Origin of the sequence: Halomonas denitrificans, from assembly GCF_003056305.1 — a bacterium.
GTDB classification, from domain to species: Bacteria; Pseudomonadota; Gammaproteobacteria; order Pseudomonadales; family Halomonadaceae; genus Halomonas; species Halomonas denitrificans.
Map to the genome: position 1 here is coordinate 1 of NZ_PYVX01000001.1, position 17094 is coordinate 17094.

The 17094-nt window shown below is 61.6% G+C and carries 17 protein-coding genes and 1 pseudogene; 8 read left to right on the forward strand and 10 right to left on the reverse strand.

What is annotated here, in order from left to right; genetic code table 11:
* Nucleotides 1–126 (reverse strand): glycine cleavage system protein H (locus tag C9F13_RS00005; RefSeq protein WP_394797531.1); only part of this gene is annotated, 126 nt, incomplete at its 3' end.
* Between the two features lie 479 nt (nucleotides 127–605).
* Between C9F13_RS00005 and C9F13_RS00010 the strand changes: the two genes are divergently transcribed.
* On the forward strand, nucleotides 606–2012 hold the full coding sequence (locus C9F13_RS00010) for an alanine/glycine:cation symporter family protein (RefSeq protein ID WP_108444200.1): 1407 nt from the start codon (nucleotides 606–608) through the stop codon (nucleotides 2010–2012).
* Nucleotides 2013–2087: 75 nt separating this feature from the next.
* Complete coding sequence (gene gcvT / locus C9F13_RS00015) at nucleotides 2088–3197, forward strand: glycine cleavage system aminomethyltransferase GcvT (protein ID WP_108444201.1); 1110 nt, start codon at nucleotides 2088–2090, stop codon at nucleotides 3195–3197.
* 92 nt (nucleotides 3198–3289) lie between these two features.
* On the opposite strand, the gene C9F13_RS00020 is transcribed toward gcvT, so the two are convergent.
* The 6 genes from C9F13_RS00020 to C9F13_RS00045 form a co-directional block, all read right to left on the reverse strand.
* Nucleotides 3290–3934, reverse strand: a complete 645-nt coding sequence (locus tag C9F13_RS00020; RefSeq protein WP_108444202.1) for an alpha-ketoglutarate-dependent dioxygenase AlkB family protein — start codon at nucleotides 3932–3934, stop codon at nucleotides 3290–3292.
* 76 nt (nucleotides 3935–4010) lie between these two features.
* Nucleotides 4011–4553: a phosphatase PAP2 family protein gene (locus C9F13_RS00025; protein WP_108444203.1), complete on the reverse strand. Its 543-nt coding sequence runs from the start codon at nucleotides 4551–4553 to the stop codon at nucleotides 4011–4013.
* Nucleotides 4525–5685 (reverse strand): glycosyltransferase family 4 protein, encoded by a 1161-nt coding sequence (locus C9F13_RS00030; protein ID WP_108444204.1) that lies wholly within the window; start codon nucleotides 5683–5685, stop codon nucleotides 4525–4527. The genes C9F13_RS00025 and C9F13_RS00030 overlap by 29 nt, the downstream gene beginning before the upstream one ends.
* Before the next feature lie 128 nt (nucleotides 5686–5813).
* Nucleotides 5814–6737 (reverse strand): M23 family metallopeptidase, encoded by a 924-nt coding sequence (locus C9F13_RS00035; RefSeq protein ID WP_108444205.1) that lies wholly within the window; start codon nucleotides 6735–6737, stop codon nucleotides 5814–5816.
* Nucleotides 6683–7555: an acyltransferase gene (locus C9F13_RS00040; protein ID WP_108444206.1), complete on the reverse strand. Its 873-nt coding sequence runs from the start codon at nucleotides 7553–7555 to the stop codon at nucleotides 6683–6685. Before C9F13_RS00040 ends, C9F13_RS00035 begins: the two co-directional genes overlap by 55 nt.
* Before the next feature lie 72 nt (nucleotides 7556–7627).
* Nucleotides 7628–8533: a LysR family transcriptional regulator gene (locus C9F13_RS00045; RefSeq protein ID WP_108444207.1), complete on the reverse strand. Its 906-nt coding sequence runs from the start codon at nucleotides 8531–8533 to the stop codon at nucleotides 7628–7630.
* A gap of 170 nt (nucleotides 8534–8703) precedes the next feature.
* Between C9F13_RS00045 and C9F13_RS00050 the strand changes: the two genes are divergently transcribed.
* Nucleotides 8704–9405, forward strand: a complete 702-nt coding sequence (locus C9F13_RS00050) for a CoA transferase subunit A (protein WP_108444208.1) — start codon at nucleotides 8704–8706, stop codon at nucleotides 9403–9405.
* A gap of 73 nt (nucleotides 9406–9478) precedes the next feature.
* Entirely contained in the window at nucleotides 9479–10141 is a 663-nt protein-coding gene (locus tag C9F13_RS00055; protein ID WP_108444209.1) for a CoA transferase subunit B, read from the forward strand.
* A gap of 194 nt (nucleotides 10142–10335) precedes the next feature.
* Here C9F13_RS00055 and C9F13_RS00060 read toward each other — a convergent pair whose 3' ends face one another.
* Complete coding sequence (locus C9F13_RS00060; RefSeq protein ID WP_108444210.1) at nucleotides 10336–11103, reverse strand: VOC family protein; 768 nt, start codon at nucleotides 11101–11103, stop codon at nucleotides 10336–10338.
* 194 nt (nucleotides 11104–11297) lie between these two features.
* Nucleotides 11298–11447, reverse strand: a pseudogene (locus C9F13_RS00065) (thioredoxin domain-containing protein); the annotation flags it as partial.
* A 77-nt stretch (nucleotides 11448–11524) separates the two neighbouring features.
* Between C9F13_RS00065 and C9F13_RS00070 the strand changes: the two are divergent.
* Nucleotides 11525–12712: a site-specific integrase gene (locus C9F13_RS00070; RefSeq protein WP_108444211.1), complete on the forward strand. Its 1188-nt coding sequence runs from the start codon at nucleotides 11525–11527 to the stop codon at nucleotides 12710–12712.
* A gap of 673 nt (nucleotides 12713–13385) precedes the next feature.
* On the opposite strand, the gene C9F13_RS00075 is transcribed toward C9F13_RS00070, so the two are convergent.
* Nucleotides 13386–13697 carry a hypothetical protein gene (locus C9F13_RS00075; protein WP_108444212.1) on the reverse strand — a complete coding sequence of 104 codons (312 nt, stop codon included), beginning with the start codon at nucleotides 13695–13697 and terminating at the stop codon, nucleotides 13386–13388.
* Nucleotides 13698–14743: 1046 nt separating this feature from the next.
* Here C9F13_RS00075 and C9F13_RS17320 point away from each other — a divergent pair.
* The 3 genes from C9F13_RS17320 (at nucleotide 14744) to C9F13_RS00080 (ending at nucleotide 16690) form a co-directional block, all read left to right on the forward strand.
* Nucleotides 14744–15778: a hypothetical protein gene (locus tag C9F13_RS17320; protein WP_157955118.1), complete on the forward strand. Its 1035-nt coding sequence runs from the start codon at nucleotides 14744–14746 to the stop codon at nucleotides 15776–15778.
* A gap of 18 nt (nucleotides 15779–15796) precedes the next feature.
* A complete protein-coding gene (locus C9F13_RS17325; protein ID WP_157955119.1) occupies nucleotides 15797–16222 on the forward strand; it encodes a helix-turn-helix domain-containing protein in 426 nt (141 codons plus the stop codon).
* A 186-nt stretch (nucleotides 16223–16408) separates the two neighbouring features.
* Nucleotides 16409–16690 (forward strand): helix-turn-helix domain-containing protein, encoded by a 282-nt coding sequence (locus tag C9F13_RS00080; protein WP_157955120.1) that lies wholly within the window; start codon nucleotides 16409–16411, stop codon nucleotides 16688–16690.
* The last annotated feature ends 404 nt before the right edge of the window (nucleotides 16691–17094 follow it).

A 17094-nucleotide genomic window follows, 5' to 3' on the forward strand; every position in this document is an offset into this window, starting at 1 on the left:
GAAGACCACGTCGCCCAGCGCCTCCTGGGCATGGTCGGTGATGCCGATGGTCACGCTGCCATCGCCGTTGTCCAGGACCCATTCGTGGCTTTCGGCATAGCGCAGGTTGGCGGGGATAGAGCTCATCATGATTTCCTATACGAAAAAGGTTTTCGGATCCGCGAATGCTAACGCCCTTGGCGGCGTTTGGCGAGTCCTGCGGAGGGTAACGCGGGCGGTCGACCGCGCCTCGACCCGTTCACTAGGGTGGTCGGAGACGTCGGGTTCGTCCAGTGATCGACCTCCTCTTGCCTCGTGGCGACACCGACAGTACGCTTGCCGCGTTTCCGATCGGAAACCTGTGGCTGGTATGGTCGGTTGCTGGCCGGTGACGGGCGAGGGGCTTCCCCCGGGTCGTCGGACTGGTGCAGCAGCGGCATGATCCGCTATCGTGAAGGCGTTCGTCCTGTCGATCTTTCGTCGAAGAGCGACCTGACCATGCGGTTTCGTCTTTTCGGTTCGCTCGTCTGCCAAGAGGGGGAAGGCGGGCATCGGACATGCCTGGCGGGTCGTCACCAGCGGCAGATCACAACAACAAGCGTGAAGAAGACAATAGGGAGATTCGCGTGGAAACCTTGAACAGTATATTCGGCGCCATCAACGGCGTGGTGTGGGGGCCCCTGATGCTCATCCTGCTGCTGGGGGTGGGTCTCTATCTGCAGCTGGGCCTCAAGCTGATGCCGATCCGCAAGCTCGGTACCGGCTTCAAGCTGATGTGGGCCGGTCGCGACAAGAAGCCGGAACCCGGCAAGGCAGCCGAGAAGCATGACGACGGCGAGATCTCGCCGTTCAACGCCCTGATGACCGCCCTGTCGGCCACCATCGGCACCGGCAACATCGCCGGGGTGGCCACGGCCATCGCGCTGGGTGGCCCGGGCGCGGTCTTCTGGATGTGGATCACGGCTCTGGTCGGCATGGCCACCAAGTTCGCCGAGGCGGTGCTGGCCGTGCGCTATCGGGAAACCGACAGCACCGGCTACCACATCGGCGGGCCGATGTTCTACATCAAGAACGGTCTGGGCAAGAAGTGGCTGTGGCTCGGCGGCGCCTTCGCCTTCTTCGGCGCCGTGGCGGCCTTCGGTATCGGCAACACCGTGCAGTCCAACTCGGTGGCCGACGCCCTGGATTCCACCTTCGGCGTGCCGCACTGGATCACCGGCGTGGTGATCATGGTGCTGGCCGGCGCGGTGATCCTGGGCGGCATCAAGCGCATCGCCAAGGTGGCGGGCAAGCTGGTGCCGATCATGGGCATCCTCTACGTGCTCGCCGGCCTGATCGTGCTGGTCGTCAACGCCGACCAGATCGGCGCGGCCTTCGGCATGATCTTCACCTATGCCTTCAACCCCCATGCGGCCGTCGGCGGCTTCGCCGGTGCGGCGGTGATGGCGGCGATCCGCTTCGGCGTGGCACGCGGCATCTTCTCCAACGAGGCGGGCCTGGGCAGTGCGCCCATCGCCCACGCCGCGGCGCAGACCAAGAACCCGGTGCGCCAGGGCCTGATCGCCATGCTGGGGACCTTCATCGATACCATCATCGTCTGCACCATCACCGCCCTGGTCATCCTGACCGCTGGTGTCTGGCAGACCGGTGAGGCCGGGGCGTCGCTGACCGCGCTCTCCTTCGATGCGGCCCTGCCGGGCATGGGCAACCAGATCGTGTCGCTGGCCCTGGCGGTGTTCGCCTTCACCACCATCCTCGGCTGGTCCTTCTATGGCGAGAAGTGCTTCCAGTTCCTGTTCGGTACCCGCTCGATCATGCTCTACCGGGTGCTGTTCGTGCTGGCGATTCCGCTGGGTGCCATGGCGCAGCTGGGCTTCATCTGGCTGATGGCCGACACCTTCAACGCCATGATGGCCATCCCCAACCTGATCGCCCTGGCGCTGCTGTCGCCGGTGGTCTTCAAGCTGGCCCGTGACTACTTCGACGGCAAGGATATCCTGCCGGGCGAGGAGCTGGACCACGACAAATCCTGAGGGATGCGCAAGCCAGGAGAGGTGCCCCGAGGGGCACCTCTCTTGCATTGGCCCCTCGTCACGAGAGACGACGACATGAGTGAACTCAAGCATACCCCCCTGCACGCCCTGCACGTGGAGCTGGGCGCCAAGATGGTGCCCTTCGCCGGCTACGACATGCCCGTGCAGTATCCGCTGGGGGTGAAACGCGAGCACGAGCATACCCGGAAGGCTGCCGGGCTCTTCGATGTCTCCCACATGGGCCAGGTGCTGCTGCGCGGCCCCAACCCGGCCGAGGCGCTGGAGACCCTGGTGCCGGCCGATATCGTCGGCCTCGCCGAGGGCACCCAGCGCTATGCGCTGTTCACCTCCGAGGAGGGCGGCATCCTCGACGACCTGATGGTGGTCAATGCCGGCGATCACCTCTACCTGGTGGTCAATGCCGCCTGCCGTGAGCAGGACATCGCTCACCTGCGCCGGGGGCTGCCGGATCACGAGGTAGAGGTGGTCGACCGCGGCCTGCTGGCGTTGCAGGGCCCCCAGGCCGCCAGCGTGATGCAGCGGCTGTGTCCCGAGGCCTGCGAGATGGTCTTCATGCAGCATGGCCGCTTCACCATCGACGGCATCGAGGTCTGGGCCAGCCGCAGCGGCTACACCGGCGAGGACGGCTTCGAGATCTCGGTGGCGGCCGAGGACACCGAGGCCCTGGCGCGTCGCCTGCTGGCCGAGGATGAGGTCGAGGCGATCGGCCTGGGCGCGCGGGACTCGCTGCGCCTGGAGGCCGGGCTCTGCCTCTACGGCCACGACATCGACACCGAGACCACGCCGGTCGAGGGCGGCCTGATCTGGGCCATCGGCAAGCCGCGCCGGCGCGGCGGCGAGCGGGCCGGCGGCTTCCCCGGCGCCGACCTGATCCTGCACCAGGTGGCCGAGAAGGATCACCACCGCAAGCGGGTGGGGCTGCTCGGCGAGGGTCGCGCGCCGGTGCGCGAGGGCACCGAGCTCTTCGATGCCGAGGGCGGCCACCTGGGGCGCGTGACCTCCGGTGGCTTCGGTCCCAGTGTCGGTCGGCCGGTGGCCATGGGCTACGTGGCCATCGAGGCCGCCGAGATCGGCACCACCGTATATGCCGAGGTGCGCGGCAAGCGCCTGCCGATGACGGTCAGCAAGATGCCCTTCGTCGCCCCGGGCTACTACCGCGGCTGATCGACCGTTGACGGCTTTATACCGTTATCTATCATCGGCACCACATGACGACCATCCCGAACGGGGTGGCCGTTTTGCGTAGGCCATGGGCATTAGTGGATGGGGAGCAGGAAGCGGCGATCAGTCGGGGCGGGCGGGTGCACCCAGCGGAAGGTCAGGCTGATGCGCAGGCCCTGGAGGCGACGCGGCAGCAGCGCGTGCTGCAGGCGGCGCTGCACCCCGGGCCCCATCACGAGCAGGCTGTCATGGGGCAGCCAGGCGTTGAACGCCGTGGCCTCACGCTGCTTCCAGCGAAAGCGCAGCGGTCGCTCGGCGCCCAGGCTGACCGCCGCGATCAGCGGGTCGACGCCGAGCTCGGGCTCGTCGTCGCTGTGCCAGCCCATGCGCTCCTCGCCGTCGGCGTAGCGATTGAGCAGCACGCTGTTGAAGCGCGCCGGCTGGCCGGCGGCGGCCAGGCGCTCGACCACGGCATCGCGAACGGCCGCGACGGCGGGATGCCAGGCCTCGGGGCAGAAGTCGCGCCCCGAGTAGCGGTAGCGCGCCTCGGGGCTGCCCATCCAGACCTGGTGGCGGGGGATCGGGTGCTCGCGCCCGAAGAGGCGCAGGGTCGGTCGCTGCCAGTCGAGCTCGCGATCGAGCCGCGTCAGCGCCTCGGTGGCGGCGGGCTCGCCCAGCAGGCCGGCGAAGCGCGCCAGGGGCGGCGACTCGAGCAGGGTCTCGTCGGAGCAGGGGGGCATTCGGATCATCGGCTCAGGATGCCATCCCGCCGAGCCCCGGGCCAGCGCGGCAGGCCGCCTGGCCCGGGGCGGTCCCTCAGCCGAACAGCGCCAGGCTGAGCAGGGCGAAGCCCGTGCCGAGCAGGGCGCCGGCGAGCACGTCGCTCAAGTAGTGAAGCCCGAGCCCCACCCGGGAGATGGCGATCAGCAGCGCGATGGGCACAAGCCAGGGGAGCAGCCAGGCGGCGTGCACGGCGGTCAGCTCGCAGAAGAGCACCGCGTGCATGGTGTGCCCGCTGGGGAAGCTGTAGCGGTCCCGGGCGGGTTCCCCGCAGCGGATGATCCCGGTGAAGGTGATGAAGGGACGCTCGCGGCACAGGCGCGTCTTCAGCACCCGGTAGACGGCGATGGCCAGCAGGGCGGTGGCGGTGTATTCGAGCAGCCGGCGTCCGCCCTGCACGGGATCGAGCAGCGGCTGGGCGAGGATCAGCCCGACCCACAGCGGCCAGTCGCCCAGCCGGCTGGCCAGGCGCAGCAGCAGCAGCCAGGGGCGGTGGACGTTGCAGCCGACCAGGCGGCGGCAGAGCTGCCACTCGATGAGGTCCAGGCGATCAAACACGGCAGGGGGGAGCGGCTTCATCGTCGACCTCCAGCGGCTGGGTGAGGGTGGAGAGGAAGGTGTCCGCGATCGCCGGCCAGCGATAGGCCAGGGCGCGGTCGCGCGCCGCCCGCCCGAGCCGGGCATAGCGGGCCGGCTGCTGGCACAGGGCGACCGCCGCCGCCTGGAAGCCGGCCGGGTCGTCGGGCGCGAGGGCGAGGCCGTTGTGGTCGTGATCGATCAGCTCGGCGCCGGCAGCGTGGCGAAAGGCCACCACCGCCAGGCCGCTGGCCATCGCCTCGAGCACCACGTTGCCCCAGGTCTCGGAGAGCGAGGGGAAGACGAAGAGGTCGGCGCTGGCGTAGTGGCGGATCAGGCTCTCGGGGTCGATGAAGCCGGTGAAGTGGGCCTGGGGCAGGGCGCGCTCCAGGGCCGCGCGCCCGGGGCCGTCGCCGACCACCACCAGGCTCAGGTCGGGGCGCGCCTCGAGCATCGCCGTGAAGGTGTCGCGCAGCAGGGCCAGGTTCTTCTCCGGCGCCAGGCGCCCCACGTAGAGGGCCACCGGGCGGTGGGCGTCGCTGCCCCAGGCGGCGCGCAGCGCCGGGTCGCGATGGCTCGGCGAGAAGGCCTCGCCGTCGATGCCCCGCGCCATCACGCGCACGTTGGCGAAGCCCTGCGCGCCGAGCTCGCGGGCCTGGGCATGGGTCGGCACCAGGGTCGCCGCGGTGCGGTTATGGAAGTGCCGCAGGCGGCGCAGCACCAGCGGTGCCAGCCAGGGCAGGCCGTAGTCGCGGCAGTAGTGGTCGAAGTTGGTGTGCCAGCCGCTGATCACCGGAATGCCCAGCCGGCGGGCGATGCGCAGCGCCGACCAGCCCAGCGGGCCCTGGGTGGCGAGGTAGATCGCCTGGGGGCGCTGTTGTCGCCACAGGCGCTGGAGGGCGCGTCCGGTCGGCAGGCCGATGCGCACCTCGCGATAGCCGGGCAGGGCCAGGCCGCGAACGCGCAGTTCCGAGGCGATGCCCTCGGGGCGCGGGGCCACCGGCCCGGCGGGGCGCGGGCGCACCAGCTGCAGCGTCACCCCGCGTCGATGCAGCTCGGCACTCAGGCGGCCGAGGGTATGGGCGACGCCGTTGATATCGGGGAACCAGGTATCGCTGACCAGGCAGATGCGCATGGTGCTCCTCGTACGGTGGCGGGCCCGACCGGGCCTGACACCGCCGAGGATGGGCGACGTTCATGACAGCCCCGCGACGCGGCCTTGACGATGGCGTGACGCCCGGGGCGCGCGCCGCCCGGCCGGGCTCAGCGCAGCACCCGCGCGGGGTCCACGGGCTTGCCGCCGTGGCGCATGTCGAAGAGCAGGCGCGGCCCGCCGTCGTGGCGGCCGACCTCGCAGACCGGGGTGCCGCGCGAGACGCGCTGGCCGCTGTCCACCAGCGGTCGCTTGCAGAGGGCATAGACGCTCTGCAGGTTGTCGGCATGGTGGACGATCACCACCTGACCGAGTTGGCGCATGCTGTCGGCGAAGCGCACCTCGCCATCCGCCACCGCCTTGGCGCGACTGCCCGGCGCGGTGGCCAGCAGCATCGGCTGCAGGGCGCCGCGCTGGTCGGTACCGAAGGGGCGGGCCACCCGATAGTCGTCCAGCGGCCAGGGCCAGCGACGCGCCGAGGCGGGCAGGCCGCCGGGATCCGGCAGCTGCTTGCGGGCCGGCCGGGCGGACGGGCTCGGGCTGGCGGCATTCGAGGCGGCCGTGCGGGTCGGGCCGCCGCTGAGCGGCACCTGGATCAGCTGGCCGACCCTGAGCTCGGTGGGCTCGATGCCGGGGTTGCCCGCGCGGATGCGTTCCGGCGTCGTGCCGAAGCGCCGGCCGATGGCGCTGAAGGTGTCGCCCGGGCGGATCTGGTAGCGATAGGGGCCGCCGGAGGGTGCCCGCTCGCGGCGGGAGGGGACCATCAGGCGTTGGCCCACCGCCAGGCGACGGGCGTCCACGCCGGGGTTGAAGCGCTTCAGGCGCACTAATGGCACGTCGGCCCGGCGGGCGATCTGCCCCAGGGTGTCGCCGCGCTGGATGGTGATCCACTCGCCGGCGATGCCGCGGCCGTTACCGCCATCCCGGCTGTGGCCGGCACAGCCGGCCAGCAGCACCGTCAGGGCGATCAGCAGCCAGATCAGCGGTGGGCGTCGAGACGGCGATCCTTGTCCTGCCACAGGGCGTTGAGCCATGACTGGAAGCGTTCCTTGTAGTCCGTGTTGTCGTGATAGTCGCCCTCGAGCATCCAGGCGGGCACCTCCAGACGCCGCGCCTCCAGCACCACGCGGCCCTCGCGGCCGCAGAGGAAGCCCCAGAAGCTCGGTGCGGGGTTGTCGTAGTGCAGGGTGACGTCGAGGATGCCGCCGAGCCGGTCGCCGAGCAGGCTCACCACCTGGGCGATGCCGCCGGCACGCGGCCGGAGTAGATGGCGGTAGGGGGCGCCCTGGGCCGCGTGCTTGGCGGGGGTGAAGCGGGTGCCCTCGACGAAGTTGTAGATGGCGATCGGCCGCTCCCTGGCGTGGCGGCACATGCGCTCGGTGGCCTCGCGATCGCGCCGCGCCAGGTGGGGGTGGCGCTCGCGCTGCTCCCGGGTCAGGCGACGCAGCATGGGAAACTCCATGGCCCAGAAGGCCAGCCCGACGATGGGGATCCAGATCAGCTGCCGCTTGACGAAGAAGTGCGGCATGGGAATGCGCCGGTGGAAGGCGAAGAAGAGCAGGAAGATGTCGGTCCAGCTGCGGTGGTTGGAGAGCACCAGCCACCAGCGGTCCCGGGAGAGGCAGTCGGGCAGCTGCAGCTCCAGGGGCGGACGCAGCCAGCGGCGCATCCACCACAGGTTGCTGCCCATCCAGTTGAGGGCGACCCAGTTGAGGGCCGTCAGCACCCGGCGACGCCAGCGGCGCCCCGGGGTCACCAGCTTGACCAGCGTCAGCAGGATCAGCGGGATCCCCCAGGTCAGGGTGGTCAGGCTCAGCAGCAGGAGGCTCACGAACCCTCTGAGGGTCGACATGCCGGTCTCCTTGACGGGATTCACGAGGCGTTCATGCTAATGGATCGGCCGCACGCTGCCCAGCTGAAGGGCTCAGCGACGAGACGCAAGCCCCGGGGTGCGAATGGTCTCGGCCAGCACCCGCTGCAGGGCCAGGGCGGCGATCGAGAGCTCATGGCGGTTCCAGGTCAGCACGCCGACGTCGCGCTCGACGATCGGATCCTCCAGCGGCACGCAGACGGCGCCGAGCTCCTGCATCTGGTCGATGCACAGCGATGGCACGGCGCTGACCCCCAGGCCGCTCGATACCATGCGGCCCACGGTGGCGAGCTGATGGCACTCGAAGCTCGCCGGCAGCACCAGCCCGCGGCCCTCCAGGGCCTGCTCGAGCAGCCGGCGCACCATGGAGGGGCGCTGAAGGGTGATGAAGTCCCGGGTCATCAGGGTCGCCCAGTCGAGGCTCGGCCGCTCGGCCAGGCGCGAGTCGGCCGGCACCACGGCGACGAAGCGGTCGCGGAACAGCGGCGCGAAGGAGAGGCTGCCTGTGGCCTCGGGCTCGAACACCAGCCCCAGCTCGACCTGGCGAGCGCGCACCATCTCGATCACCTGCTCGTTGATCACGTCGTGGACCGTGACGTTGACCTTGGGGTGGCGCTGGCGAAAGACCCGCAGCGCCGGCGGCAGCAGGTTGCTGGCGAACGACGGCATGGTCGCCACCGCCAGTCGCCCGAGCTGCAGGGTGAAGCGCTGGCGCAGCAGCTCCTCGGTGTTGTCCCACTCGGCGATCAGCCGCTTGGCCAGCGGCACCAGCGACTCCCCCTCCGGGGTGAGGCGCACGCTGCGGGTGCTGCGGATCAGCAGGCGGCCGCCCAGGCTCTCCTCGAGCCCCTTGATCGCCAGGCTCAGCGCCGGCTGGGAGAGGTGCATGTGCTCGCAGGCCTGGGTGAAGCTCAGCGTTCGCGCCACGGCGAGGAAGGCGCGCAGTTGCTTGACGGTCATGGTGTGCTACCAAGGTCCAATTTATGAGGCAATCATATCAATCAATAAATAAAACAAACTTAACAAATATATTGGCAGGGGCAACACTGGCCTGACACTCTGCCAACGGACTCCCCGAGTTCGCTGTTTCACCCATTCCCCCACTCTCCACAACAACGCGAGGCGCCACGATGGCCGGATTCGACAAGCGTGTGACTTCCTACGAAGAGGCAATGGACGGCATCGAGAGCGGCATGACCGTGATCGCGGGCGGTTTCGGTCTCTGCGGCATCCCCGAGAACCTGATCGCCGAGATCAAGCGTCGCGGCGTGAAGGACCTGACGGTGTGGTCCAACAACTGCGGCGTGGATGGCTTCGGCCTGGGGCTGCTGCTGGAAGACAAGCAGATCCGCAAGATCCATGCCTCCTACGTCGGCGAGAACGCCCTCTTCGAGCAGCAGATGCTCAACGAGGAGATCGAGGTGGTGCTGACCCCCCAGGGCACCCTGGCCGAGAAGATGCGCGCCGGCGGCGCCGGCATTCCCGCCTTCTACACCGCCACCGGCTACGGCACGCCGATCGGCGAGGGCAAGGAGGTGCGCGAGTTCAACGGCCGCCACTATATCCTCGAAGAGTCGGTGGTCGGCGACTTCGCCATCATCAAGGGCTGGAAGGCCGACCGCTACGGCAACGTCGTCTATCGCGACACCGCCCAGAACTTCAACCCGATGGCCGCCACCGCGGGCAAGATCACCGTGGTCGAGGTCGAGGAGATCGTCGAGCCGGGTGAGCTTCAGCCGGACCAGATCCACACCCCGGGCATCTACGTCGACCGCATCATCCAGGGCACCTTCGAGAAGCGCATCGAGAAGCGCACCGTGCGCGAGGGCTGACGCGCCCCCCCACGTGACCACCGGCGATCGCCGGCGCTTTTCCCGCTTTTCCCGACCTACAAGAGGCAGCACGATGGCACTCACCCGCGAACAGATGGCACAGCGCGTGGCGCGCGAACTCGAAGACGGCTTCTACGTCAACCTGGGCATCGGCATCCCGACCCTGGTGGCCAACTACATCCCCGACGGCATCGACGTGATGCTGCAGTCCGAGAACGGCCTGCTCGGCATGGGGCGCTTCCCCACCGAGGAGGAGGTCGACCCGGACATGATCAACGCCGGCAAGCAGACCGTCACCGCCCGGCCGGGCGCGGCGATCTTCTCCTCCGCCGAGTCCTTCGCGATGATCCGCGGCGGCCACGTCGACCTGACGGTGCTCGGCGCCTTCGAGGTCGACCAGAACGGCAACATCGCCTCCTGGATGATCCCGGGCAAGCTGATCAAGGGCATGGGCGGCGCCATGGACCTGGTGGCCGGCGCCGAGAACATCATCTGCACCATGACCCACGCCTCCAAGCACGGCGAGTCCAAGCTGCTGGAGTCGTGCAACCTGCCGCTGACCGGCGCGGGCTGCATCAACCGCGTGCTCACCGACCTCGCCTACCTCGAGATCAAGGACGGCGCCTTCCACCTCAAGGAGCGCGCCCCGGGCGTCTCCGTCGAGGAGATCAAGGAGCTGACCGCCGGCAAGCTGGTGGTGCCGGAGCACGTGCCGGAGATGACCTTCGAGGCGTGATCCGCCGCCGCGCCTCAGCCGAGGACGCCTGCGATGCGACGGCCCGGACCTTGCGTCCGGGCCGTCGTCGTTGGGCGTCCCGCGGGCTGCCGAAAAACTGACCACGGCGCTGCCGGGCCCCGCTCATCCGGGCCCTCGGGGCTTTCCCCGGGGTGATGCACAGCGTTATCCACAGATTCTGTGGATGATCCGGCTCAGGTGAGTTCGCAGCGGGTGTGGTGGGGCAGCAGCAGTTCGGCGGCGCGCTCCTGGTTGGCGCTGACCTGCTTCTGCACCAGCGCCAGGCCACCCAGGCCGATGCGGTGCTCGTCGCCCTCGGCGAAGGCCAGGCGCTGCGAGCGGGTGGCGTAGAAGCGGTAGTCGAGCAGTGGTGAGACGGGGAAGAGGCCGTGGAGGCGATCGTCGCTGCCGGTAAGGCCGGCCTGCTGCAGCTGGCCGTCGAGGGTCTGGATGTCCTGGCCCAGCCGCTGGCAGTCGAAGCCGACGTGGTGGACCCGCGGCCCCATCACCGCGAGCCAGCCGGCCAGGGGATGAGCGCCCTGCAGCAGCCGGTAGGTGTCCCAGTCGGGCATCGGCCAGGCGCGGCCGTGACAGAGCAGCGCCTGGCTGCGCGCCTCCCGCGGGTCGGCGCCTTCGACCAGCGTCTTCAGGCGCTCCCGGGGCTGGCGCGACAGGGTGCCCAGCTGCAGCTCGGCGAGCAGGATCCAGCCGCCGTCGTCCGGGGCGCTGAGCAGGGTGGCGAGCAGGCCGCGGTCGGCCATGCCGTAGCGCTGCTGGGGACGATAGCCGAAGCGCACCAGGGTCGGGATCAGCGACTCCATGGCCCAGGGGCCATGATTCAGGGTCAGCATCGCCAGGTATTCCGCCGGCGTCTCCACCGGCCACAGCCGCAGGCCGCCGACGTCAGGATGGTGATGGACGTAGTCCAGCCACAGCTGCTGGACGAACTCTTCCCGTTGCATCGTGCCGTTCCCCCGTCGTGATGCCCCGTGCGTGTGTCCCGTTCTTCGTGTGGTGTGCGCCCGCAGTATAGGCAGCGAGGACTCGCGCCGATTCAACGCGGGAAAGACGCAGGCCCGGGGGACGGGCCCCACAACGCAAACGCCGCCACCCCTGGGAGGGTGGCGGCGTCGGTGACGGCGCGCGGGGGCGCGTGTCAGACGCTAGCCGTCAGCAGGGCGTTGTCGCGCACGTACTGATCGAACTCGGTGAAGCCGCCGACGTGGGTCTGGTCGACGAAGATCTGCGGCACGGTGTGCACCGGCTGGCCGATGGTCTTCTCCAGGTCGGCCTTGGTGATGCCCTGGTGATGTGCTTAATAAGCTGTTTGTAAAGGGCTTTCCCAGTTCTGTACATGAAACTGATACAGGATGGGACACAAAAATGGCTTACCTTCTGAAATCTCGGCACGGTATCTACTACTTTCGTATTGCTGTTCCTGAACGTCACAGAAAGGCGCTGGGGAGGGGGGAGATACGTAAGAGCCTGCGGACCACCTCTATAAGAGAAGCCAACAGGAAGCTTCCTGAAGCCTATCTAGAGGCCATGCAGACGCTACAGGGTATCGAAGGCGTATCAGGACCAATGCTCACCAAGGTTCTTGAAGACTGTAAGAAGCACCATGAAAGGTTAGGTTCAAGACCTAAGACCATTTGGGAAAAGGAATTCACTTGTCGGTTGCTTGCTAAAATAGTCGGTGAGAAGCCAATAGAGGCTTACACCAAGGAAGATGCAAGAGCTTTCAGGGATACTGTTCTACAGTTACCACCACGTTTCAACAAGCTGATAGAAGAAAAGAAAATGTCTGTTAAGAGCATCATAAAAAGGAATGCTGGAAAACAGACTATCACTGTCACTACGTTCAATAACTATATTCGTGCATTGAATTCAGTGTTCAACTTTGGTGTTCAAGAAGGATATTTTGATAGAAACCCTTTCAAAGGTCTGAAGGTTCAACAGAAGGTGAGGGCATCATCCTACAAAGATATATTTTCACCAGAAGATATTGGAAAGCTTTTTGATTACGTTGAGAACCAAGAGAATATACGTGCTGATAGGTATTGGCTGACTTACCTTGGTGTTTATACAGGGGCTCGATTAGGCGAGCTCTGTCAACTCCATAAAGAAGATATTGTTACTTTTCAGAATATTCCTTGCATCCATTTTAGGGAAGGCAAGGAATACCAAAAGTTGAAGAATGTCAGCAGTGAAAGGATTGTGCCTGTCCACAGCAAGCTTATTGAACTAGGCTTTCTTGATTATGTTTCCTCTGTTAAAGATCGGTTGTTCCCAATGCTTAGGTATTCAAGGAGAACAGGTTTTTCAGCTCAACCATCACAATGGTTTAGTAGCACCATCAAGAACCTGGATATAGAGGGGAAAGTTACTTACCACTCTTTCAGGCATCTGACGGCAACCATCCTGAAGAATAAAGGGATTGATGTCTCATTGGTTGCTTCTTTGTTGGGTCACACTACAGGAACTATTACTTATGACAGGTATGGGAAGTCACTTTCTCCTAAGACCTTGGTGCCTGTCGTTGAAGCTATAACACTAAAGGGTGATCTATGAATACATTTCTTCTTTTAGCTACACTCTCCATCCCTGTTCAAGATGCAAGGCATTCTTACGATGTTGCCTTGGACTACTGTCGGGATAGAGGAGGAATAGCCCAGTACACAGACAAAGGAACTGAAGTACGGTTCTCATGTGGTAATAATCTTACCCAAGTTATCACGATTCTGAAGTAAATGTTAAGGGCCTCTAGGGATAGTTCCTCTAGGGGCTTTTTTGTGCCTTTCTAAATACCACTGATTGTAGGGAGTTAGGTGCCAAAGTCTTCATCACCAAACGACGACATCTGGCGAATAAGAACTCTATAGGTTTTCTAGGGCTGTTTCAGGCGTTTTAAGGTGACCCTAGGCGATGGTACTCCCTACCCCTGCAAACGCCTTAGAAGGCTGTAAAAGGCACCTAGAAGAGCTTTCCAAGGAGTCGAAGACTCCGACACACACAACCAATACCAACACCTACCTTGGAGACTTCTCCACCACTGGTGTAAAAGTGAGATTGACCACACACAGAGGGGGAGATGTTAGAGCATTCTCAAGGTGCTTGGATTTGTTCGCTTCGCTTCCTTGTGTTGTTTCAGTATTTTAAGTGTCACTTGGAAGTACCCCTTATTCCCAACACTATAAGACACCAAACTGATTCACTTCCTGTCCCTGGTCTGCCTATCTCTTGCTTATCTCAACGTCATGCTAAGTTGCGCTCTATCATCTTCGTGGCACAAGCCCAGCAGGAGAAGGGCACTCAGAAGACCCTTGTACCGTTCCCAAGCCTCTTCATCCCCACACAATGCTTTCTCATAGAGATGACCAGCTAGCTCAATGGCATTCGTGGCCTTGTCATAGACTGGCTGCATATCTTCAATTCTCTGGTCCTGTGTCTCGATGATTTGAAGTAGGGTCTGAACCTTCTGAGTATCCTGGGAAGTAGGTTCGTGGAGGAATTCATCTACTTTGTCGCGGCTCTGTTGGTACGTCTCTTTACTCATCACTGATTCATCCCCCATGTTGGTTAGAAAGCATCATTACATGGCGTTTGAGGATTGGTCAATATTCTTTGGACAGTGTTGTTAATACCTGGCTAGAAAGCTAGAAAGCTAGGAAGATAGGTGGTTAGCTCTCTAGTTACGTATCTCCCCACCCCTAGAAAGCCTATAGCGTAGAAAGCATGCTGAAAGAAATGGAACGCACTAATTTACGCTATAACAGTGAGTTAGAATCCAAGCACAGGTGCTGAGTACATCAAGGAGTTACGGCATATTTACCCAACAGTGAGTGAATTTATCCACCAATCAAGGGGGGTGTAAAAAGTTACCCCCAGCGAGAACGATGAAAGCCCCGTACCACGCGGGGTTCAGAACTTTGGTGTTCTATCTGCCTCTTTTAGTAAGAGCAGAAATACCCTCTCTAAAGTTCCTCCCCACACAGAGGGGCTACCGCCCAAGATCACTGGGGAAGAGGTTAGAGCATTCTCAAGGTGTTGAGGGCTGGTCGGCTGTTGCCTCCTTGTTGGTTCAAGTGTCACTTGTAAGTACCCTTATACCCAACACAACAAGGCGACAGCCTGAAACCTACGGTATGTTCCCACACTGTACAAGCCCTTGGGCTACGCGCCATGCACTGTACACGACTTTTCAAGGTGCTCGGACTTGCTCGCTTCGCTTGTTGTGTTGGTGAAGGAATGATAAAAGTTCTCACTACCCGTTGACACAGAATCTAGAAACATGGTCTAATGTAGTTGAGAGTAAGGTAAAGAAGCACCACCACTAGCAGACATCCACACGGCTTGGGAAATTCCCAAAGGCTGTGGGATTCTCTTATGTTCTGTTTTTGCGTTGGAGTGACTTCTAAAACCTTCTCAGAAAAAGGGGGACAAGTACCACTTCTTTTTCTAAGGGAAAATTCCCTATTTTTGAGTCTGTCCCTGTGACAGCGACCGATTCCCCGTACTCAGCAACAAGACACTTAAACCACTACCTTTCACTTCCATCTGGAGGAGGAGAGCTAATGGAACACTGAAGCAAAGGAGATACTAATGACTGACTACAATGAGACTGAAGATTTCACCTTCCAAGATTCTTCTATTAATAAATGCGACGTTAATTCAAAGCTTTCACTAAGGGGCATTGCCAAGGCTGGTATCAGTGTCGTGGAAGGTGTCCAGCATCCAAAGGACATGCCCCACCTTGAAGCCACGATGGACCCTTGGAAGTTCCAGAAGCTAGAGGAAGGTTTTGAAGAAGTTCTTGTTGAAGATTCTTCTATTAATAAATGCGACGTTAATTCAGTCAGGCCCAAGAAGCGTCGTGGAAGGCCAGCGAAACGTATCGAGAACACGGTGATCCAGCACCACCAAGGGTACCGAAAGCTGGAACAGTACCCTAGCGGAGTAGTAGACGTTATTGAAGGCTTCGCAAGACTAGACCACTATGACCGAGGCCCTGCCCCTGTATGCCCCTACAAGCATGATGACCCGAGGCGTAAGGCGTGGCTGGTGAGTCTGTGGGAAGAGTACAACAACGCTGACAGCCTGAGTGTTGGGAAGCTGGTGTGGTGCCTCTCAACCTTGGTGTACTTTAGTACGACGAACATCATGGATTGTTTCAAGGTTGAGAAGAGACAAGCACAGCGTTATGTGAAGACTCTTGAACTGATGCTTCCACATCTTGAAGTTGCTTGGAAATCACACACAGACGAGTTTGGTGGGTTCATCGATGATGAAGAGATTGTTGAAGTGGTCTTAGAGAACAAAGGAGAGTTCCACCATATACACCTTTGGTCTGAAGTAGTAGTAGACCCTGAAGCATTCTCTCGTGGTGGTACTGAGACTTTCCTAGAAGACGAAGAAAAGGGAAGGCTGAAAGCTAAGTTCCTTGGTGTACCCCCTATTGAGGACTTCGACCCTGAAGAGTTTATCAAATCTGAGCTTGGACTTGATGACCTTCCCGAGAAGCCTAACGCTATGGATTTCATCGGTAAGCACGGTGCTCCTCTCCCTGGTAGCTGGCCTGATGTGTTGATGGGACTCTACCAAGAGACAGGGAACTCACAGAAGGACAAGGCTGCATGAATAAAATCAAGAGGACACATGAACGATTTATCCAGAACATTTATTGACAATCTTGAAGCAATCAGGATCACAGCTAACACAGTCGGATATCACGGCTCTAGTAAGTCAACCAAACAAGCATACGACAAAACAAATCTAGTTCGTAAAGTCTGTCATAGCATTGTTGAGCGAAACATCATTGCTATTTCAATCTCTGAACTAGCCAGGCGTCTTGGTGTGTCTCGCCAGTATGTCCACCAGATTGTTCAAAACAAGGACATATTCCACGTAGAGAAGGACAGTAAGCTTGAATATCTGATTTACGTGCATCCCCTGTATTACTTCGTGGGAACAGAGGAAGAACAGAAGGATTCCTTGATTGACTGGTACAGATTAAATACTCATCGTGAAGGCTTCCAACCATTCTCAGACTATGAATTCACCAAAGAATGGTACAAGCAGTAACCTACCGGAAACGCCTACAAGTACACACTTTAACATCTAATAGAAAGGCTCTCTGATGAGGGGCGGCTCTAAAGCTTTAAATGAGCATAGTTAGCGGCTATTGAGCATGAGCGCTTTATCGAGCCAATGGCACAGCACATTCTACGCACCGGGATGAGGGATGGTTATGATCAGGAGGTTGCCACTGTGACAGTGCTACCCACCATGGCAATTGCTCAAGAGATTCAAGAAGCTCTTTGCTGTGAAGTGGAGTTCGATACCAGCATCATGATTGATCTACCTGAGAAGAAAACGAAGGTTGGTAACGGCGATAGGACAAAGTATGAGTTGATGCTTGCTGTGTACCAAGACTACAAGGCGGAAATGACAAGGAAGGCGATTGGAGAAAAATATGGAATCTCCCAGCCGACTGTTCGTAAGTATATCGACGAGATGCAGAAAGAAGAAAGCGTAAAAGATACTGTTTGAAGTGCTGGTCTAACCTGGCCCGGTTGCGTGAAATCGCCTTGATTTTTGAATGGTCCGGCTCTAGCGGTGGGGGGTGGTTTCGGGAGGTAACTGATGCCTGTTGGCTCATGGCTCATGGCTAATTTGTCGTTGGTTCGAGTCCAACTATGCTGCCATCCTGCCAAACCCCGTCAGCTTCCTTCTTTGTCCTGTGTCGGGAGGCACTTTTCTGAAAGCATTGCAAATCCCGGCGGTGATGGAATGGTCAAGATACGTCTAATGTTTGGTCAAGGACGAGACAACTGCCTATCAGGATGATGGTACGGACAGATGAGCCCGGAGATCGATAAGGCGTGGAAGACGTTCAAGCAGACAGGAACGGATACCGATTAGCCAGAAAGGCAGCGGCAAGGTGGTACCAGGAC